17 protein-coding genes are annotated in these 22572 nt (G+C 32.5%); all 17 read left to right on the top strand.

The window, feature by feature from the left end:
- The first annotated feature begins 11 nt into the window (after positions 1-11).
- The 17 genes from G7A72_RS01185 to G7A72_RS01110 all read left to right on the top strand — a co-directional run bounded on the left by G7A72_RS01185 (position 12) and on the right by G7A72_RS01110 (position 22431).
- Entirely contained in the window at positions 12-836 is an 825-nt protein-coding gene (locus G7A72_RS01185; RefSeq protein ID WP_165151109.1) for a protein-glutamate O-methyltransferase CheR, read from the top strand.
- Between the two features lie 2 nt (positions 837-838).
- A complete protein-coding gene (locus G7A72_RS01180) occupies positions 839-1411 on the top strand; it encodes a chemotaxis protein CheB (RefSeq protein ID WP_165151108.1) in 573 nt (190 codons plus the stop codon).
- A 32-nt stretch (positions 1412-1443) separates the two neighbouring features.
- The gene (locus tag G7A72_RS01175) at positions 1444-4962 is read left to right on the top strand and encodes a response regulator (RefSeq protein ID WP_165151107.1); all 3519 of its coding nucleotides are present in this window, start codon (positions 1444-1446) and stop codon (positions 4960-4962) included.
- 115 nt (positions 4963-5077) lie between these two features.
- The gene (locus tag G7A72_RS01170) at positions 5078-7531 is read left to right on the top strand and encodes a response regulator (RefSeq protein WP_165151106.1); all 2454 of its coding nucleotides are present in this window, start codon (positions 5078-5080) and stop codon (positions 7529-7531) included.
- A gap of 324 nt (positions 7532-7855) precedes the next feature.
- On the top strand, positions 7856-12058 hold the full coding sequence (locus G7A72_RS01165) for a CheR family methyltransferase (protein ID WP_165151105.1): 4203 nt from the start codon (positions 7856-7858) through the stop codon (positions 12056-12058).
- A gap of 278 nt (positions 12059-12336) precedes the next feature.
- Positions 12337-12531: a hypothetical protein gene (locus tag G7A72_RS01160; protein WP_091170203.1), complete on the top strand. Its 195-nt coding sequence runs from the start codon at positions 12337-12339 to the stop codon at positions 12529-12531.
- A gap of 564 nt (positions 12532-13095) precedes the next feature.
- Positions 13096-13464 carry a DUF892 family protein gene (locus G7A72_RS01155; protein WP_165151104.1) on the top strand — a complete coding sequence of 123 codons (369 nt, stop codon included), beginning with the start codon at positions 13096-13098 and terminating at the stop codon, positions 13462-13464.
- A gap of 3 nt (positions 13465-13467) precedes the next feature.
- A complete protein-coding gene (locus tag G7A72_RS01150; RefSeq protein WP_165151103.1) occupies positions 13468-14850 on the top strand; it encodes an NAD-dependent succinate-semialdehyde dehydrogenase in 1383 nt (460 codons plus the stop codon).
- A gap of 455 nt (positions 14851-15305) precedes the next feature.
- Entirely contained in the window at positions 15306-16394 is a 1089-nt protein-coding gene (locus tag G7A72_RS01145; RefSeq protein ID WP_165151102.1) for an alkene reductase, read from the top strand.
- Between the two features lie 50 nt (positions 16395-16444).
- The gene (locus tag G7A72_RS01140; protein ID WP_113665905.1) at positions 16445-17506 is read left to right on the top strand and encodes a class I fructose-bisphosphate aldolase; all 1062 of its coding nucleotides are present in this window, start codon (positions 16445-16447) and stop codon (positions 17504-17506) included.
- A gap of 330 nt (positions 17507-17836) precedes the next feature.
- Positions 17837-18310: a Dps family protein gene (locus tag G7A72_RS01135; protein WP_206531516.1), complete on the top strand. Its 474-nt coding sequence runs from the start codon at positions 17837-17839 to the stop codon at positions 18308-18310.
- Between the two features lie 24 nt (positions 18311-18334).
- Positions 18335-18457: a hypothetical protein gene (locus G7A72_RS16665; RefSeq protein WP_256371163.1), complete on the top strand. Its 123-nt coding sequence runs from the start codon at positions 18335-18337 to the stop codon at positions 18455-18457.
- A 315-nt stretch (positions 18458-18772) separates the two neighbouring features.
- On the top strand, positions 18773-20155 hold the full coding sequence (locus G7A72_RS01130; protein WP_165151101.1) for an OmpA family protein: 1383 nt from the start codon (positions 18773-18775) through the stop codon (positions 20153-20155).
- A gap of 375 nt (positions 20156-20530) precedes the next feature.
- The gene (locus G7A72_RS01125) at positions 20531-20914 is read left to right on the top strand and encodes a hypothetical protein (protein WP_113665907.1); all 384 of its coding nucleotides are present in this window, start codon (positions 20531-20533) and stop codon (positions 20912-20914) included.
- A 51-nt stretch (positions 20915-20965) separates the two neighbouring features.
- Positions 20966-21187, top strand: coding sequence for a hypothetical protein (locus G7A72_RS01120; protein WP_113665908.1), 222 nt, complete (start codon positions 20966-20968; stop codon positions 21185-21187).
- Between the two features lie 119 nt (positions 21188-21306).
- Positions 21307-21747 carry a hypothetical protein gene (locus tag G7A72_RS01115; RefSeq protein ID WP_241258558.1) on the top strand — a complete coding sequence of 147 codons (441 nt, stop codon included), beginning with the start codon at positions 21307-21309 and terminating at the stop codon, positions 21745-21747.
- Positions 21748-21972: 225 nt separating this feature from the next.
- Positions 21973-22431 carry a PA2169 family four-helix-bundle protein gene (locus G7A72_RS01110; protein WP_165151100.1) on the top strand — a complete coding sequence of 153 codons (459 nt, stop codon included), beginning with the start codon at positions 21973-21975 and terminating at the stop codon, positions 22429-22431.
- Positions 22432-22572: the final 141 nt, after the last annotated feature.

The raw sequence follows: 22572 nt of genomic DNA, 5'->3' as shown, positions 1-22572 counted from the left end.
GTTAAAAAAAGATGCGAAATAAAGAGACATCAGACTTGGAAATTTCATTGCTATTGGAAGCTATCTTTCAGAAATATGGTTATGATTTCAGAGAGTATTCCCAAGCCCATATCAGGCGCAGGATTATGAATAGAATGGCAGTATCGCAATTCGAAGATATTGCTGAAATCCAATCAAAGGTTTTAAATGATGCGACATTTGCTTCAGATCTCTTACTGGATTTATCCATTACAGTAACAGAAATGTTTCGTGACCCTTTATTTTACAGGTCATTACGAGAAAATGTTATTCCAATTTTGAAAACCTATCCCTTTATAAAAATATGGCATGCTGGCTGTGCCACTGGAGAAGAAGCTTATTCCATGGCTATTCTTTTGCAAGAAGAAGGTTTGTATGAACGTACAACCATATACGCAACTGATTTTAACCAGATGGCTTTGAACCGCGCCAAAGATGGTATTTTTTCAAATAAAATGATTAAAGAATATACGTCTAATTATCAATTAGCTGGAGGAAAAGAATCTTTTTCGAATTATTATACTTCCAATTATGATAATGTTATTATGAATCAGTCCTTGAAAAAAAATATTGTTTGGGCCAATCATAATTTAGTAACCGACAGTGTATTTGCAGAAGTAAACTTAATTTTATGCCGGAATGTGCTGATTTATTTTGATAAAAATTTACAAAATAAAGTTCAGACGCTTTTTTATAACAGCCTTATAAATGGTGGAATTTTATGTTTGGGATCAAAAGAAAGTTTACGATTTTCTGATTTGTACGCCCATTATATCGAGTTAGACACAAAACAAAGAATATTTAAAAAGAAATATTAAAAATGTATTATGAAGCAATTGTAATAGGAGTTTCTTCGGGTGGAATGAAAGCTTTAAAGTTTTTATCTTCATCCTTACCAATACATTTTAGTATTCCAATTATCATTGTACAGCATTTAAGCTCAAAATCTGATAGCCATTGGATTCATCTTTTAAATGAAAAAAGTCAACTGAATGTAAAAGAAGCTGATGAAAAAGAAAAAATTACAAAAGGCTACATTTACATTGCTCCTCCAAACTATCATTTGATGATTGAAAAGGATCAAACTTTTTCACTTACAATTGACGAACGTGTAAATTTTGCCAGACCATCAATCGATGTGTTATTTGAATCAGCCGCCGAGGTCTTTAAAAATAAATTAATTGGAATAGTACTTACAGGATCTAACAGTGATGGAACAAATGGAATTATTCGAATTAAGAAATACGGTGGTTTAGCTATTATTCAAGATCCAACAACAGCTGAATCTGAATATATGCCAAAATCAGCAATTGCAGCCATAATCCCGGATCATGTTTTATCATTGGAGAAAATAATTGAGTTACTGCTAAAAATAGATCACAAGAACAAATAATCAGCATCAATATTACAAATAATACTATCAAAATGAACCTAGGAAGAAAAATAATTATTGGATTTATTGCTTGTGCGATAGTACTTTTTTGTGTTGCGATTTTTTCATTTAAAAACACTGAAAAATTTGTTGCTTCAAATAATTTAGTAAACCATTCCAATCAGGTTTTATATGAATTCGAACAAATACTCAAATCTTCCATTGATGCAGAAACTGGCGTGCGAGGATATATAATAACTGGCGATGCTATTTTTTTGAAACCTTTTGCATCAGCTAATTCGAAGATAATTGAGAAAATTGAAAAGGTAAAAGAACTAACTAAAGACAATTCCACTCAACAAAAAAACATTGAGGAACTTACAAAGCAATTCAAACTTAGGTTAGAGAATTTAAATAAAGGAATTACCCTTCGCAAAAATAACTTTGAACAAGCAAGAACTTTTGTTGCTTCACGTGAGGGAAAACAAATTCAAGATGAAATAAGAAAAACAATTGAAAAAGCGCAAGAAGTAGAACGCACATTACTTGCTCAAAGAGTTCAGGAAAGTCAAAATGATGCCAGTAAGTTTAATTTTGTTTTTGCGGTATTATTGTTGGTTATTGGGATGATTCTTATCGCTGTATACACCATTATTGCTACAAATTTGAAAGCACTTAAAAAATCCGAGTCGGAAACTGCCGGAAAAAATTGGTTGCTTACAGGTAATGCTGAACTTAACGAAAAACTTATTGGAGATCAAAACATAATTCAACTGGCAAATAGTACAATCAGTTTTTTATGTACCTATATGAAAGCCAATATTGGCGCCGTTTACCTATTTAATGAAAAGGACAATACTTTGAAATTAACTGGAAAATTTGCTTTTAGTTCAGCCAAAGACACCACAGAAATTTTCAAATTAAATGAAGGATTAATTGGTCAGGCTGCGTGGGAACAAAAACAAATTTCCTTAACAGATATATCAGAAGATCAGATCCGAATTACTTCATCTGTATTGAATGCGAAGCCAAAAAATTTGCTCATTACTCCTATTTTACTTGACGGCAGAACCATAGGTGTTATAGAAATTGGTAAGCTTAGTGATTTTACCGAAACTGAAAAAGAATTCATCAATGTTTCAATGAGAAGTATTGCCATCAGCATAAATACTGTTCAACAAGCTGAAGAAAAAGAATTGAGAGCTGCAGAATTAGCTATTGCTAATAATGAATTGGCGTATCAAAATGACGAAAAAGAAAAAAGAGCAGCTGAATTAGCGATTGCAAATGAAGAACTAGCGTATCAAAATGAGGAGAAAGAAAAACGAGCTGTTGAATTAAGTTTTGCCAACAAAGAGCTTTCAAATCAAGCGGAAGAACTTCAAATACAGCAAGAAGAACTGAGACAGCTAAATGAAGAACTTGAACAACAAGCACAAAATCTCAAGCAACAGCAAGAGGAATTGCAGATGACCAATGAAGAATTGGAAGAGCAAACCCAATCATTGGAAGAAAAAAATAAAGAAGTTGAAGCTTCCAAAAATGATATTGAGAAAAAAACAAAACAACTTGAAATCAGCAGTAAATACAAATCGGAATTTCTTGCAAACATGTCGCATGAATTAAGAACGCCATTGAATAGTTTATTAATTCTCTCCAAAGATTTATCCGAAAACAGAAAGAAAAATTTAGATGAAGTACAAGTTGAAAGCGCAGAAATTATTTATAAAAGTGGTCATGATCTTCTTGTATTAATAAACGAAGTGTTGGATTTATCCAAGATTGAAGCTGGGAAAATGAATGTAAATATTGAAAAAGTATACATCAAAAATTTCAGTCATAATTTACTTCGTGATTTTAAACATCAAGCGGAACAAAAAGGCTTAACGATACTGTGTGAATTAGCATCAAATTTGCCTGATTTCATCCATACCGATTCACAACGTTTGAATCAAATATTGAAAAATCTTTTATCCAATGCGATCAAATTCACCGAAAATGGAAGTGTAATTATACGCATCGAACTTTATACGGAAACTACTTTGAACATTTCTGTTAGTGATACAGGAATTGGAATATCAGAAGACAAACAATCGGCTATATTCGAAGCTTTTCAACAAGCGGAAGGCGGTACTTCCAGAAAATATGGCGGTACAGGACTCGGACTTTCTATTTCACGTGAACTTGCTAAATTATTGGAAGGAGAAATAAAAGTAGACAGTAATTTAGACCAAGGATCAACATTTTCGCTTATTATTCCACTAGCAATTTACCCTGTTCAAGAAGCTGAGCAAGAAATTCCAATACAACCAATTTCGTCTCCTCGACGCCCGGAGAATGATGTTAAATATTTAAATTATCCAACCATTCAAGACGATAGAGAAGTCATAAATGCCGATGATAAAATAGTACTAATCATTGAAGATGACCGCAATTTTGCAGCTATACTTTTAAAACAAGCGAACAAAAAAGGATTCAAATGCTTGTCCGCTTCATCTGGCGAAGACGGGCTTTTGCTTGCTGCAAAATACAAACCGCAAGCCATCATTCTCGATATGGGATTGCCGGGAATCAAAGGAAAACAAGTGTTACATGAATTAAAAGTTAATCCTTCTGTGAGACATATTCCGGTGCATATTATATCCGCAAATGACCGTTCGCTGGAACCCATTAGAGAAGGTGCAGTAGAATATTTGATGAAACCAATAGCAAAAGACGAACTGGAACAGGCATTCAACAGGATTGAGAATTTTGTGGATAGAAAAATAAAAAAACTGTTGATTATTGAAGACAGTGAAAATTCCAGAAAAGCAATGAAAATACTCATTGGAACCGGTGATGTAGAATGTTACGAAGCGGCGACTGGAAAAGAAGCGATAGCAATATTTGAAAATAATCACATAGATTGTATTATTCTGGACATCGGATTGCCAGACATGACTGGCTTTGAACTGATCCATACGCTTGGCGAAATGAAAGGTCACAACCTTCCTCCTATCATCGTATATACCGGAAAGGAACTTAGTAAAGAAGAAAATAACCTGTTGCACAAATACTCAGACAGCATTATTATAAAAGGCATAAAATCAGAAGAACGATTGCTGGATGAAACTGCACTTTTTCTGCACCGTACCATCAGCAATTTGCCAAAATCAAAACAAATTATGATTCATAATTTGCACGATAAAGAAGCAATATTTCAGTCCAAAAAAATCTTGCTGGTAGATGACGATATGCGAAATGTTTTTGCTTTATCAAAAATATTACAAGAACGTGGAATGGAAGTTATAAAATCCGAAGACGGAAAAAATGCATTGAATATGTTGGAAGTCCATAGTGATATCGATTTAGTTTTAATGGATATTATGATGCCAGAAATGGACGGTTACGAGGCGATGAAACGCATACGATCCCAGATCAAATTCAGAAACTTACCCATAATTGCCCTAACCGCAAAAGCGATGAAAGACGATAAACAAAAATGTATTGATGCTGGCGCTAATGATTACATCACTAAACCAATTGATGTAGATCGTTTACTGTCATTGATGCGAGTTTGGTTAAGTAAATAATAAAATAATATCAAAAAGGCGGTAAATCCCCAAAGTCATTACGTTAAATTTTTTGTTGCTTTTTCAATATTCATAAAGAATAAGCAACATTCAAACTTTTATTTTACAATTAAAAATGAAAATAAATAGCCCTGTTAAAATTTTATTAGTCGATGACTTACCCGAAAACTTATTCGCCTTAGAAGTTATACTTTCTGACGAAAATTATTCATGTGTCAAAGCAAATTCCGGTAACGAAGCTTTAAAAATTCTGTTGCATCAACAAGATTTTGCACTCATATTAATTGATGTGCAAATGCCGATGATGGATGGATTTGAAACCGTAGAATTAATTCGACAAATTGACAAACTTAAACATGTTCCCATTATTTTTTTGACGGCTAGCATGGATAATTCGGTACAAATTTTCAAAGGATACCAAGCAGGAGCTGTTGATTACATGATCAAACCACTTTCTCCAGAAATATTAAGAGCAAAGGTGGCTGTTTTTGTGGATTTGCATACAAAAAATCAAGAATTATTATTTCAGGCGCAACAACTGAAAAAACTGAATACCGATCTTAATGCCCAAAAATTACGTTCTGATTATTCTCTTAGCCTTATTGAAGCGAGTCATGACCCTTTATTTGCAATTAGCCCCGAAGGAAAAATCACCGATATGAATAATGCATCGGTAGAAGTAACTGGTAAAACAAGACAGGAATTAATAGGAACCGATTTTTTTGAATATTCTACAGAACCTGAAAAAGCCCTAAAAGTTTATAGAAAAGTATTTGAAAAAGGATTTATTGCTGATTCACCCTTAGTTCTTCGTCATAAAAACGGCAAATTGATTCATGTATTATTCAATGGTGCCGTATACAAAGATGATAAGGAGAATGTTCTAGGAGCTGCTATTGTTGCCAGAGATGTAACCAATCAAAAAAGAATTGAAACTGAATTAATTGAAGCTAAAATATTTGCAGAATTAGCCACGGAAATTGCAGAAGAAGCAAAAATAAATGCTGAAAATGCTAAAGCTATTGCTGAAAACGCTATGAAAGCAAAACAGCAATTCTTGTCGAATATGAGTCACGAAATCCGGACACCGATGAATGCAATTATTGGATTTACAAAAGTATTATTCCGGACAGATTTGACCTCTAAACAAAAAGAATATTTAAGCGCCATCAAAATAAGTGGTGATGCCTTAATCGTTCTGATTAATGACATTTTAGATTTGGCAAAAGTAGACGCTGGAAAGATGACCTTTGAGAAAACGCCTTTCAAAATGGAATCTTCTATTTTGGCTATGCTTCATTTATTTGAAAATAAAATTCAGGAAAAAAATTTAATATTAGTAAAAGAATACGACAATAAAATTCCTGATGTTTTGGTGGGAGATCCAATTCGTTTGCATCAAATCGTTTTAAATTTAGTTAGCAATGCTGTTAAATTTACATCCAAAGGAAAAATTACGGTACGTGTAGATTTACTGCATGAAGACCTTGAAAAAGTGATCCTCAAATTTGCTGTAACTGATACTGGGACCGGAATTTCAGAAGAAAAAATAGATACGATATTTGAAAATTTTCAACAGGCAACAAGCGGAACTTCAAAATTGTATGGAGGAACCGGACTTGGCCTTGCTATTGTAAAACAATTAGTAGAACCACAAGGAGGAACAATTCGTGTACAAAGTATTATGCACGAAGGCTCTACATTTAGTTTCACCTTGCCTTTCCAAAAAACGAATGCCAAAGTTCAACTGGAAAATGAAGTGACAAAGATAGAATCTGAATTAAAAAATGTAAAAGTATTAATAGTTGAAGATATTCCGTTGAATCAATTATTAATGAAAACATTACTGGATGATTTTGGATTTGAACGTGACATAGCCGAAAATGGTAAAATAGCTATCGAAAAATTAAAAGAAAAGGAGTATGAAATTATATTGATGGACTTGCAAATGCCAGAAATGAACGGATTTGAAGCTACAGAATACATTCGTAAAACAATGAAATCAACTATTCCAATAATCGCATTGACTGCTGATGTTACAACAGTCGATTTAGCAAAATGCAAAGCAGTAGGAATGGACGATTACCTTGCAAAACCGGTAGACGAAAAACAATTGTATAATAAAATAGTTAGTATTTTAAATAAGTCACATCTTGATACGTTTCCTCAAAAACATAGTGATAAATTAGAAGATAGCATGGTGACCGGGGAAAAAACAAGATGTATTAATCTCGTGTATTTAAACCAGAGAACAAAATCAAATCCAAAATTAATGATGGAAATGATAGCACTGTATTTAGGACAAGTTCCGCCATTAGTGCAAACTATGAAACAAAGTCTTGCCGACCAAAACTGGTCTTTATTAGCTGCTTCGGCACATAAAATGATACCGTCCTTTTCCATCGTAGGAATTAGTGCAAATTATGAAAATATGGCAAAGAAAATTCAGGAATTAGCCACAGCAGAAGAAAAATCTAAAGAAATACATGAATTAGTGCAGCAAATTGAAGAAATTTGTCTTCAAGCCTGTAACGAATTACAGGAGGAACTTAACAATTTAAGAAGCTGAAAAATAACACTATAACTCAGATATTTTGATAAAGTATTTTCGTATTTTTTAAATTAAGAAGCAATTAATTAAATATTCAAAGTTCTTAATTTCCATTTCTACATTTAAATTAACTTAATTTAGTTACAAAAGTTAAAACATATCCTTACATTGGTAAGTAATTAGAGAAATATACAAAATATAAAAGTTCTTAATGAATTGTGTATTTTACAGATTAATCGTATATATTTTTGATTGATTTAATATCAATAGGTTAAAAAAATAATTTTAACAAATCTCATAGGTATTCTTTAAAACTATGAAACAAAATATATATCTAATACAATGGAATCATCCAAAAAGTCCTCATCAACAAAATCGATACCAAACAAAGATCTAAAAGAAGAAGCAAAAGCAAAATCTTTTACGGTTGTAGCTATTGGTGCCTCAGCCGGAGGACTGGAAGCTTTTAGTCTCTTATTAAAAAAGTTACCCGTTGATACCGGTATGGCATATATTTATGTGCAACACCTAAGCCCAGACCATAAAAGTTTACTGACTTCAATTCTTTCTAAGATAACAAAAATGAAAGTCCAGGAAATTGATAATATGGAGAAAATGGAACCCAATAATGTCTATGTGATACCACCCAATAAAGTTATTGAGGTAGTTAATGGACACATTCGATTGTATCCCCGCATTAAAAAAAATATCCCAAATCTGACTATTGATGTTCTTTTTTCCTCTCTAGCTGAAACACATAAAGAAAATGTTATCGGTGTAGTGCTTTCCGGTTATGCCAGTGATGGAATGATTGGGCTTAAAGCCATTAAAGATGCTGGAGGTGTAACCTTTGCACAAGATGAAACTGCGCAAGCAACCAGTATGCCAAATTCAGCTATTACTTTAGGTGTGGTTGATTATATTTTGTCTCCAGAAGAAATCGCTGCTGCATTGGTTCGCATCAGTAAAAAAGGTATTTCCATAAATAATGAGAAAGAAAAAGAAAATACCAAAGAAATGACTATCGAAAATAATAATTATGATCTAAATACCATTTTTGAACTATTACTTAAAGAAACCGGGGTGGATTTTAGTCATTATAAAATGCCCACGATTAAGAGACGAATAAGTCATAAAATGCAACAATATGGAATAAAAACGATACAGGAATATGTAAAGCTTTTACTCCAAAAAAATAATGAAATTGAAATTCTTTATACTGACTTATTAATTAATGTGACCAGTTTTTTTAGAGAAACTGAAACCTTCAAATTTCTAAAAACAGATCTTTTATCAAAACTTTTAAAAAGTAAATCGACAGAAGAGACTTTAAGAATATGGGTTCCAGCCTGCTCTACAGGACAAGAAGCGTATTCCATCGCAATGATTATTGCCGAATTGCAGGATACTAAAACGAATAAAGTACCAATCCAGATTTTTGCAACTGATCTAAGCGAAGAGGCAATCAGGAATGCTCGTAATGGAGAATATTCTCAAAGCGATGTGGAATCTCTTCCCAAAAAATATTTAACCCGCTTTTTTACTAAAGAGGGCGACAATTATCGCATTATTAAAGAACTTCGTGAAATGTGCATATTTGCACCTCACAATATTTTACGTGATCCTCCATTTTCTCGAATGGATTTTGTTAGTTGCTGTAATCTCCTGATCTATTTTGATTCCGCTGCCCAGAAAAAAGTCTTTGCATCCTTGCATTTTGCCTTGAATGACGGAGGCTATTTGATGCTTGGCAAAGCCGAAAGTATTGGGACATCCTCACTGCTTTTCACCATAGTAAATAATAAATTTAAAATTTATTCCCGAAAAAATAATTTGGGAGTGAAAAAAATTCTTGATTTGACACCTCGTTTCACACGTACTACTATGACTAATAAAAAAGCAAGTACTCCCTCTAAAAACGTAAACGTAAATCAGGAAAGTATTGAAAACGCTATTGATTCAACACTTCTTACCAGCTATATGCCTGCCTGTGCTGTAGTCAATAAAGACATGGAAATCCTGCAGTTCAGAGGAGCAGTTTCCTCCTACCTTGAACATGCTTCTGGAAAAGCGAGTCTTAATATTTTAAAAATGGCCCGACCAGAATTTGCTTTTGAACTTCGTAATGCTATTAATAAAGCATTGGAAACAAAAAAAACGGTCTGTAAATCCGGTATTGAAATAAAAATAGACTCGGTTTTGCGAATGATGTCATTTGAAGTTTGTCCTCTTAAAATTGAATGGGACGAACCTTTATTACTTATTGTGTTTAAGCCTCAGGAACTCCTAGAAAATTTTATTGAAAACAATTCAGATACAAAAAATAATAGCACACTTAAAGATTTAAAAATAAAAAAACTGACGGAGGAGCTGAATAGTGCACGTACAGAGATGATTGCTATTGTTGAAACTCAAGAAACTATTTATGAGGAATTGCAAGCCGCAAATGAAGAAATAGTTTCCTCAAATGAAGAATTCCAAACTCTGAATGAAGAGCTTGAAACCTCAAAAGAAGAAATTGAAGCTACTAATGAAGAGCTTATTTCGACTAATCAGGAATTGCAAATGCGTCATGATTTATTAATAGAATCCCACGAATACTCAGAAGCTATTATTGCCACCATTCATGAACCAATGCTTATTCTTAATAAAAATTTTCACGTAATATCAGCTAATAAATCTTTTTACAAAAAGTTTAAGGTTAGTAAGGAAGAAACGGAAGGGAAACTGTTATTTAATTTAGGAAACAAGCAATGGAATATTGCACAACTTCGCAAAGTTCTAAATGAAATTTTTGTGAAAAATAGTAGTTTTGAAGACTTTGAAGTTACCCATTCTTTCTCTGGAATTGGAGAACGAATAATGTTGCTTAATGCTCATTTGATTATTCAAAAGAAAAATAGTGAACCATTAATTCTTCTTGCCATTGAAGACATAACGGATCGCTCTCGTTATTATCTTAAAGAAAAATATTCACTTAGTCTTATTGAAGCAAGCCTGGATCCATTAACCACTATAAATAATGAAGGTAAAATCACAGATATGAATCGGGCAACTGTAAACATAACTGGGTTATCCCGTGAAAAATTAAAAGGATCAGATTTTTTCGGGTATTTTACAGAACCTGCAAAAGCTCGTGCAATTTATAAAGAAGTATTTGCAAAAGGTTATATTACCAATTCTCCTCTTAAACTTCGTCACAAAAGTGGCAAACTGACCGATGTTTTATTAAACGGATCCGTTTATAAAGATGATAAAGGAGGTGTTTTAGGTGTAGTTATTGTTGCCAGAGATGTAACCGATCAAAAAAGAATTGAATCCGAATTAATAGAATCTAAAGTTTTTGCAGAATTGGCCACTTTAGTAGCTGAAGGCGAAAAAATTAAAGCAGAACAGGCTACACTAATTGCGGAAAATGCGATGAAAGCAAAACAACAATTTTTGTCTAATATGAGTCATGAAATTCGGACTCCTATGAATGCGATTATTGGATTTACCAGAGTGATATTAAAAACGGAGTTGTCTGATAAACAAAAAGAATATTTAAATGCAATTAAATTAAGTGGTGACACTTTAATTGCACTGATAAATGACATACTTGATTTAGCAAAAGTAGACGCTGGTAAAATGATTTTCGAAAAGAAACCATTTAAAATGGCAGTTTCATTAGCTTCAATGCTTCAATTGTTTGATACAAAGATTCAGGAAAAAAATTTAAAATTAGTTGTAAATTATGACCCTAAAATACCTGAAGTTCTTTTAGGAGACTCTATTCGATTACACCAAATTATATTAAATCTGGTTAGTAATGCTGTGAAATTTACATCGAAAGGCGAAATAATAGTTAGTGCCAATACATTGTTTGAGGAAGAAGAAAAAATAATTATTGAATTTGAAATTACGGATAGTGGAATTGGTATCCCCGAAGATAATATAGAGGTAATATTTGAAAACTTTCAACAGGCTACCAACGGAACTTCTCATCAATATGGAGGGACTGGTTTAGGATTAGCCATTGTTAAGCAATTAGTGACATCTCAAGGAGGAACCATTCGTGTCAAAAGTAAAATTAACGAAGGCTCAACATTTAGTTTTACCTTACCTTTTGAAAAAACACTAGATTTTACGGATTTAGAAACTGATTTAGTAGGGTCGTCTACATCTTTAAAAAATATCAAAGTATTAATTGTTGAAGATATCGCCCTTAACCAATTATTGATGAAAACAATATTAGATGATTTCGGTTTTGAACGAGATGTTGCTGAAAATGGAAAAATCGCTATCGAAAAACTACAAGTCAAATCGTACGATATTATTTTAATGGACTTACAAATGCCAGTAATGAATGGATTTGAAGCCACTGAATATATTAGAAACACAATGAATTCAAAAATCCCTATAATTGCGCTTACTGCTGATGTAACTACAGTAGATTTAGGAAAATGTAAAGCCATAGGAATAGATGATTATATCGCTAAACCCGTTGACGAACAATTATTACTTGCAAAAATTGTGGATCTAACAAAAAACAAAAGGAACAAATAACAACTCCATTACAGCAAAAAAACTACTTCTTTATACTCATGATCAATGATCTAAGAATAATATTTTAGTGTGAAAATTTATCAGATTGACTTTAAACTGTGAATGATATAACTTTTATTAACAATTGTGTAACACTTTGAATGTTCCATAAAAATACATTTGTGAAGTAATTAGGGCCTTCTTAAAACGGAAGGTTAATTACTTAAAAGTGTTTGTCTTTAAACTAATTTAGTTAAAAACAGTCGCTAAAAAAAGTATAAATTTTAAAAATCAAAATCATGAATCTAAAAAGAATATTTGGAGCATTACTTACTGCTCTTGGAATAGGTGGACTTATTTACACTGCAGTTATATTTGCAAGTACTTCAGGCGAAACAACTGATATTAAAGCGCTAATCATTTACGGAGTTTTAGGTATATTATTCTTTGTTTCAGGAATTAGCTTAGTTCGTACAACTAAAGACGAATCATAAATTATATTTTTGCTTTTATGATTCTAATTTTTTAAAACAAATTGAAACAGACAAGCACAAATAAGTTGACTACAAGCCAAAACTTCCTTTTTTATTATATAAAAGGAAGTTTTTTTATTTCCATCGTAATTGCTTTTTTTTTGCATTACCGAACTTAAAAACACCAAATAAACCGCTCCCATTTTTTTAACTTACAGCTTTTTATTTTATAGCTTACAAATATTTCTGTTCATTTCCAAAGTCTTTTCTGCCAAGACTCTAATTTCATTACATATTAATCAGGTGATTTATCAGACTAATAAAAATCCTTTAATAACAGCTGACCTTCAATCTATGGTGAGTTGTATCGCTGCAATGCTTCATTCTTTTAATCAAAATTTAAATGGCTTTAGTACTTTAATAAGGAACGCAATTACAAAAATTATTTCCTGATTGATTTCAAAAGATTAATTTGATAATATGTGAAAGATGTAATACATAACATTAATTGTGTAATACTTTAGAACTGTTATAACCCCAACTTTACGATATCGAATTAATGTACTTCAATAAAATAAAAAACAAATGAAAAGTACCGTAACCAAAACTGATAAAAAAGTCATGCTAGAAAAAGGGAAAGGAAATTCAAATGAAACATCTTCTAAAACTAGTGAAGGTTGTCGAAATATTTTTGTAGAGGAACTAAAAGAAATTTACTTTACAGAAAAAGCACTGATTATCTCGATTCCCGTATTGATTAAAAATGCTGTCACTGATGAACTAGCAGATGCACTCAAAGTACATCTTCAATTTACGATAGACCACATCAAACGCTTGGAAGAATTTTTCAATTCCATTGGCGAAAAAGACATCATATTACAATACGAAGCAATGTATGGTTTGGTTACCCCACAAAAAAAACAAGAAATTACAATTAATCCTTCTAAAAAATAAAAAATGGCTATTCAAACTGTTAATCCTTACACCAATAAAGTCGTACGCTCTTTTGAAGAAATGACTGATAAGACTATTGATATGTTGGTTGCACAATCCGCAAAAACATTCAATACCTGGAAAGAAACTACTTACGAGCAACGTGCTCAAATATTGCACAAAGTAGCTTCTTTGATGCGCGAAAAAAAGGAACACCTTGCAAAAATTATCACGCTCGAAATGGGTAAATTAATTGCTCAGGCTGAAGGTGAAATTTTATTAAGCGCTGATATTTTTGATTATTATGCTACTAATGCTGCGAAATTTTTAGCAGACAAACATCTGGAACCGGAATATGGCAGCGCTTACGTGCGTTGTAGCCCCATTGGTGTAATATTAGGAGTGGAACCATGGAATTTTCCATTTTATCAAGTGGCGCGTTTTGCTGCTCCAAACATTATGGTTGGAAATACCGTTCTGGTAAAACATGCGTCAATGGTTCCTCAATGTGCTATTGCTATTGAAGATTTATTTAATGAAGCCGCAGCACCAGCAGGTCTTTATACGAATCTATTTATTTCAGGAAAACGTGCATCTTCTTTAGTTGCAGATAAAAGAATAAAAGGAGTTTCGCTAACTGGAAGCGAGGAAGCCGGTGCAAGTATAGCATCAGAAGCCGGAAAATATTTAAAAAAATCAGTACTGGAATTGGGTGGTAGCGATGCTTTCATCATTCTTGAAGATGCCGACATTGATAAAGCTGTTGAATGGGCAGTTGTAGGTAGAATCAATAATAATGGCGAATGTTGTGTAGCGTCTAAAAGATTTATAGCTGTAGAAGCAATTGCAGATGAATTCATTGAAAAATTCAAAGAAAAAATGTCCAACTTAGTTGTTGGTGACCCAATGAACTCCACAACAGAACTAGGACCGATGAGCAGCGAAGAAGCTGCTGAACACATTATAGATCAAATAAGAAAATCTGTTGAGGCTGGAGCAACCATTTTGCTTGGTGGAACTCGGTCTGATCTTCCAGGTGCTTTCGTGCAGCCTACTATTCTAGCCGATTTGAAGCCAGAAATTCCTGCTTATTATGAAGAGATATTTGGACCTGTAGCTTCTTTCTACAGAGTCAAAGATGAACAAGCAGCAATAACTTTGACAAATGATTCTAGTTTTGGATTAGGATGTTCGATATTTACTCAAGACATTGAACGTGGTAAACGTATCGCTGATAAAATTGATACTGGAATGGTATTTATCAATCACCCAACTTGGACCCAAGCTGATCTGCCTTTTGGAGGAACTAAAAATTCAGGTTACGGAAGAGAATTATCTGAGTTAGGAATTCAAGAATTTGTAAACAAGAAACTCATTCGTATTAGCGGGCTTTCAGATCCTTTGTAGATTTAATTAGAATAAAATAGAAATATTTTGTTAGGTAGCATTTTTTCTGATTTGCCAGATTGGCGCAACGGCATCAAGAACATAGGGGTTTTCCAATCTTCCGCCTATGACCAACGAATAGGTACACGAGCTTGATACCCGTTAATTAGAATAATAAAAAAGAATGTTGCCTAACTTAATTTTTAGTTTTTAGTATTTTCAAAGATTTTGTTTAAAATTATGTTTAAACAAAAAGTATATTTAAACAATGCCTCACCCTTTGTAAATATAAAATCATTTTGAAACGAAATGAAGACTAACTATAAGTTTAAATATTCACAAAAGCTTTTTTCCCTACAATATTTTTAAAGCTAAAGAACAGGTTGCAAGACCACAACGTTATTTTAACTGGTATTTTTAATTTATAATTTAAGAAATATAAGTACCTTTATATCAATAATTTATAAACAAAAATCATGGATAAATTTGAATTATTTACACCAAAAAAATGGGGTTCCTTAGACCTTAAAAACAGCATTGTAATGGCGCCTATGACAAGATGCAGAGCGATTGATAATATTCCCAATGAACTAATGGCTAAATATTATCTCCAACGTTCTGGTGCCGGACTAATTATAACCGAAGGAACCTCACCATCTCCAAATGGATTAGGATACGCAAGAATTCCAGGTGTTTTTAATGCTGAACAAGTAGAAGGCTGGAAAAAAACCACAAGTATTGTCCATAAAAATGGAGGGAAAATAATTGTTCAATTGATGCATTCCGGGAGAATCAGTCATCCGCTGAATATGCCCAAAGGCACGCAAATATTTGCACCTTCGCAAGTCAAGGCAGCTGGGCAAATGTGGACAGATGCCAATGGTTTACAAGATTTTGTAGTTCCAAATGAAATGACGCTTCAAGATATTTTGCATGCGAAAACCGAATTTATTTCTGCCGCAGAGAATGCTCTTTTTGCAGGGTTTGATGGTGTCGAATTGCATGCTGCCAACGGGTATTTATTAGAAGAATTTCTTTCCCCGGTAAGCAATATTCGAACTGATGAGTATGGAGGGAGCATAGAAAATCGTTGCAAGTTTGTGATAGAAGTGGTTACAGCCGTAGCGCATGCCATTGGGAAAGAAAAAACCGGAATTCGACTTTCTCCTTATGTAGTAGCTAGTGATATGCCACATTATCCTGAAATTGACGCTACTTACGATTATTTATCTAAAGAACTTAACAAACTTGATATTGCGCACATCCATCTTGTGGATCATTCAGCAATGGGTGCGCCAACAGTTCCCAATGAAATCAAAAAATTAATTCGTCTTAACTTCAAGAATACTTTAATTACCTGCGGTGGTTATACCAAAGAAAGTGCAGAATCAGCGCTCGAATCAGGACTTACAGATCTTGTTGCTTTTGGAAGGCCTTTCATCAATAACCCAGATTTAGTTGAAAGGTTTCAAAACGATTGGCCTTTATCAGAAGACCTCAATATGGATTTATTTTATACGGCTGATGAAAAAGGATATACTGATTATCCAGTTTATAAAATCTAATTCCACTCTATTTTTCGATTTTTAACAACTCATTTAAAAGCAAAGTTAAAATGAAAGATATCTCTCAATTGCTAGCTTTATTAGGAGACGAAAAAGACGTTTTATTAAGTCACGTTTGTAAAACAATCTCTAAAGAGCAGCTTCATTTACCGCATTCATCGCAAATAGATTCCGTTTTTTTAGATAGCAATCGAAATGCACAAACCATTAGGAGTTTGACACAGCTGTATCATCACGGCCGACTTTCGGATACGGGTTATCTTTCAATTTTGCCAGTAGATCAGGGAGTAGAACATACAGCAGGAAGTTCATTTGCTCCAAATCCTATCTATTTTGATCCAGAAAACATAATAAAGTTAGCGATTGAAGCGGAATGCAATGCAGTTGCTTCAACAATGGGCGGTCTTGCAATGCTTTCTAGAAAATACGCCCATAAAATTCCGTTTGTGGTAAAAATAAATCATAATGAACTATTGACTTATCCCAATAAATTTGACCAAATCATGTTTGGGAGCGTTCGAGATGCCTGGAATATGGGAGCTGTGGCTGTAGGTGCAACAATTTACTTTGGCTCAGCTGAATCTGATAGGCAAATAATTGAAGTTGCAAAAGCTTTTGAAGAAGCGCATACTTTAGGAATGGCAACTATTCTTTGGTGTTATTCCAGAAATGATGCTTTTATAAAAGAAGGAATCGATTATAACACGGCGGCAGACATCACCGGGCAAGCCAATTATTTAGGGGTTACAATTCAGGCAGATATCATCAAGCAAAAATTACCAACTCATAATGGGGGTTTTAGCTCAATACACTTTGCAAAAACAAATCCAGAAATGTACACGAAGTTAAGCAGTTCAAATCCAATAGATTTATGCCGATATCAAGTTATGAATTGCTATTCCGGCAGAATTGGGATGATTAATTCAGGAGGTGAATCTAAAGGCAAATCTGATTTGGTGGAAGCCATAAAAACAGCAGTAATAAATAAAAGAGCTGGCGGAGCCGGAATGATTATGGGAAGAAAAGCGTTTCAACGGCCGTTCCATGAAGGTGTTGAGCTCATTCATGCCGTTCAAGAAATTTACTTAGCCAAAGAAGTGTCAATTGCATAAGTTATATTTAGGTTTAAACTTGTATAATCACCTTTGAAATCATTTATAGAATAGGAAAAAGTTCCATAAAAAATAGAGTTTTAAATCCACACATATTACAACATCGAACCTATTTATTATTTAAATTATTGATTAATAAATAGTTATTAAATTAAAAGTGTGAAAGATGTAACTAATTCTTGTAATCTTATAATACTTTTTTTAAGCAATAAAGTGATCTTTGTATACAGCACTTCTTGGATAAAACAAAAACAAGTTTTTAGTTCTATTAAGAAGATAAAAACAAATTATTTTACAAAATATAAGTAATCAAAATAAAATTTAGAAAACATGAAAATTAAAATCGGAATTACAGAAGCGCATTTAAAAAACAGTATTTCAATCCTTTCTTCAATTTTAGCAAATGAAATGACGCTATATATTAAATTAAGAAAATTTCATTGGAATGTATCTGGACAAAGTTTTATGGAATTACATAAATTGTTTGAAGGACAATATACACAACTGGAAGTTTCAATTGACGAAACGGCAGAACGTATTAGTAAATTAGGTGGAAAAACGATTGGAACAATGAAAGAGTTTTCAGATTTAACAATTATCAAGGAATCTCCAAATCAGTATCCAGGTCAAAAAGAAATGCTTCAAGAATTAGTAGAAGATCATGAAACACTAATCGTTCAGTTGAGAAAAGATGTTGACGCAAGTGCTGACGAAAATAAAGATGCAGGAACAGCTGATTTCCTAACTGGATTGATGTTAGCTCACGAAACAATGGCTTGGACATTGAGAAGATATTTAGAATAATTTATAAACAAAGTCCTTGTTATAATGGAAAATTTAGAATCAGATATGCCCTACACGTCAAGAAGTAATTGCAGAGTTGGAAAAATAACTGCTAAAGAATATATTGAAGAATCTGAACTGACACCAGAAAAGGATTTTCAAAAGTAATATTTAGTCAATAAAGAGAATCTGCAGCCTTTTTTGTTTTAAACAAAAAATGTAAACTTTTTAAAAAATTAATTAGAACTATTAAAAAAAACTTCTTTCAAAACTTTCTCCATGAGCAGTTAACAAAAGAATGATTTTTTTAAATAGTTCTTTTTTTTGCCGATTAACTAATGGTTAATTGATGGTATACATTTAGAATAAAAAAGGAAAAATTCTTCCCAATGTGTGAATGATACAACTTATTACAATAGTTATATAACAATCGTTAGCCCAATGTTGTCAACCTTTGCATCAAACAATATAATAAAAATAAAGATGAAAAAAATCCTATTACTGTGTACATGCTTAGCATTTACATTTATCTCAAAAGCGCAAACCGCAGACAAAAAATGGAATATTGGTCTTCACGGAGGTGTAACACAATACCAAGGTGATTTAGGAAATAATTTTTATAAAACTGATAAAGCATTCTACGGTTTTGGTGGTATCTCTGTTTCTAGATATTTAGGTCGTTATTTCGATTTAAATTTTTTGGCTTCAAAAGGAACAATTGGTTATAACAACAGCCCTTCAGGAAGTTTTAAAAGCGATTTCAACTCAGTTGCGTTAAATTTAAGATTTAACATGACAGGTCCTGAATCTATTGTAAGACCTTATGCATTTGCAGGAGTTGGTGCTATGTTATTTGACAAAGACCTAAACTTTGATCAAGATAGAATTGATTACGCCTTACCTACAGCGGGTGGTGGAATAAATTTCAAATTGAATGATGTAATTACATTAAACCTACAAGAAACTTTTAGTTTTTCAAATAAAGACAGAAGAGACGGTGTTGATAATGGCAAAAAAGACGCTTATTTATCTCACATGGCTGGTTTAACTTTCAATTTAGGTGATAAAAAAGATGCTGATAATGATGGTGTTTCAGATCGTAATGATACCTGTCCTGAAACTCCGGCTGGTGTAGTTGTTGATGAAAATGGTTGTCCATTAGACAGAGACAAAGATGGTGTTGCTGATTACTTAGACGCTTGTCCAGATACTGCAGGTTCTGCTCTATTGAACGGTTGTCCTGATTCAGACAATGATGGTGTAGCTGATATTAATGACAAATGTCCAGATACTAAACCAGGAACTAAAGTAGATGCTACTGGGTGTGCTATGGATAATGACAAAGATGGAATTACTAATGATTTAGACCGTTGTCCTGATGTTGCTGGTCCAATGAGTTTAAATGGTTGTCCAGATTCTGATGGAGATGGTGTGGCTGATATTGATGACCGTTGTCCTACCGTTAAAGGAACTATGGAAAACAAAGGTTGTCCTGAAATTACAAAACAAGATGTTGAAAGAATTACATACTTAGGAAGTAAAATATTCTTTGAGAACAATAGTGCTAAATTAAAAATAGGTTCATTAGCGCAATTAGATGAATTAGTAACTATCATTAATAAATATGATGCATCTAACTTAGTTATTGAAGGACATGCTGACAGCAATGGTAGCGATGCTTTGAACTTAGAATTATCTCAAAAACGTACTGAATCTGTTAAAAATTATTTAATGGAAAAAGGAGTTTCAGGATCAAGAGTTACAGCAGTAGGTTATGGCGAAAGCAAACCGATTGCTACAAATGCAACGGCTATTGGACGTGCAAAAAATAGAAGAGTAGAGTTGAAAATGACCTACGAAAAATAATAAGATTAAGTTGGGTTTTTGGTTTGGTTAGTTGAGGGCTGTTGGAAACAACAGCCCTTTTTTTATGCTTTACAGTGAGATGAGCACTTATTAAAACGATCCATAAAATCTAGTTTCTGATGACTATTCAAAGAAAAAATACAAAACAACTCATTGCCCAACTACTCCTTTACCATTGAAAGGAGATGCAAATTATTGAGCGTGATTTTAAATTTGATTACCTTTTCATAAAGAATTTACATGTGAATTATATAAGTTTTATCTAAATTTATATAATAAAAATCAAGAACAAATAACTGAACTTTAGACTTTTATAATTAATTATCGTAATCTATTAAAACATGTAAAATTTATTATTTCCAAAAACAGATTATTATGACGGCATCAAAAAAATTAGGGATTTGGATGGATCATTCCTTTGCCCATTTAATGGAATTCACATCAAAACATTTTGAGATTGAAACAATTGAATCAAAGTTTTCACTCAAGGAGAAGAAAAAACATTTGGCAAAAAATGAAAATTTGATGCTTGAAAAAGAGAAAAAACAATTGTACGACTATTACAAAAAAATAGGAGAAACAATTAAAAACTACAAACGCGTAATCCTCTTTGGTCCTACCAATGCCAAAGTAGAACTTTTTGATCTTCTTAGTGAAGACGAGCGTTTTCTGAAGATTAAATTTGAAATCAAAAACACGGACAAGATGACCGCAAGCCAGCAACATAATTTTGTAAAAGAATACTTTTCCGAAGCATAATATTAAACACCTAAAATCACTTTAAAAAAAATAACTTTAAATAAATTACATATGAAAACGAAACCCATAGGAATTATCTTGATTGTTTTAGGAATACTAATGTTGTTTTACAATAGCTTCAATTTTACAACTACCGAAAAAGTGGTTGATATAGGTCCAATTCAAGTAAACAAAGAAGTAAATCATCCCGTAGCTTGGTCTCCTATTATAGGAATTGTACTCGCTGTAGGAGGCGTTGTTTTATTAGTGGTTGGCAACAAAAAAAACGGATAAATTATTTTAGACTGTGATTATTTACGTGTGAATAATGTAAATTTTTATAATATTTATATAACATATCTTAACTCTATACTATTGAAATTTGTATCGTAAACCAACTCAAGGAACATACAATGACAATTCGATTAAATTCAAATATTAAAAAATTATTTACAGGATTTTTAGCACTAATTATGTTGTTGTCTTTTGCATCATGCGGGAAGAATATAGCTTTTCAAAACTCCTCAGTAGTTCCCGCCGCAGAGGGAAAAGTGAGTGTAAAAAAAGACAGTAACAAAAATTATTCGATTGGAATAAAAATATCAAATTTAGCCGAAGTTAACCGGTTGCAACCTTCAAAAAACGTTTACGTTGTTTGGATGGAAACCGAAAATTCTGTTGTGAAAAATATTGGACAAATAAAAAGCGACACCGGATTTATGTCCTCAAAACTTAAAGCCACCTTTGAAACGGTTACGTCATTTGAGCCTTCAAAAATATTTATTTCCGCAGAAGATAATGCAGATGTAAAGTATCCTGGAATGCAACTAATTCTGACAACAAATAGATTTTAGTTTAATTAAAAATTTTAATTTATTAAGCAGATTGTTACTGACCAATTTATTTGATTATACTGTTCTGAAAAAAAATTAATAATATTTTTATTATAAAACGATCGAAAAATATCTTTAAGGAATTAGAAGAAACTGATTTAAGAGTAACGATAAATCACTATTATTTACCAAAAGTTCCCTATACAAAAATTATGTTCGAAGTTAGATAAATACGCAATAGTTAAGATGATGAATAAAGAAAAATCAATTGTAGTTTTAAATAATCTTATTGAAATCAATAACGAAAGAATTGAGATTTACAAAACAGCTAAAAAAGCAACAGAAGAAAACGATTTGAAAGATTTATTTTCTGAATTTCAAAATACCAGCACAATATTCAAATCAGAACTTATTGAAGAGGTTCATAAAATGGGAGGAGTTCCTGTTTTTGAATGTAGAAATAACAGTTTGTTGAAAAGACTTTGGATTAATTTTAAATCGAAATTTATCGGAAAAGACAGAGAAGATATTTTGAATACAATGGAATACAACGAATTTGTAGCTATAAAGAGTTATAAAGATTCCTTGTCTGGTAATTTCGATCATCTTACCGCAGAACTTCATATCTTGATTAAATCGCAACAAATGTTATTGACAGCGGATCATGATAAAGTAAAAAGGCTAGGCGATTTGATGTTATCATAAATTATAAATATGATGTGATTTTTACTTTTTTGTCATTTCGTTATTTAAAATTTTAAATTTATTGACTTGAAGACAGAAATTATATTCCAGAATTTCATCAAAACGAACTCTGCATTTTTCTAAAATTGCAAACTCTTTTCT

The organism is Flavobacterium sp. Sr18, assembly GCF_011064265.1.
Taxonomy (GTDB): domain Bacteria; phylum Bacteroidota; class Bacteroidia; order Flavobacteriales; family Flavobacteriaceae; genus Flavobacterium; species Flavobacterium petrolei.
The sequence above is the reverse complement of the archived record's forward strand: the minus strand, read 5'-3'. Positions and strand labels throughout refer to the sequence as shown.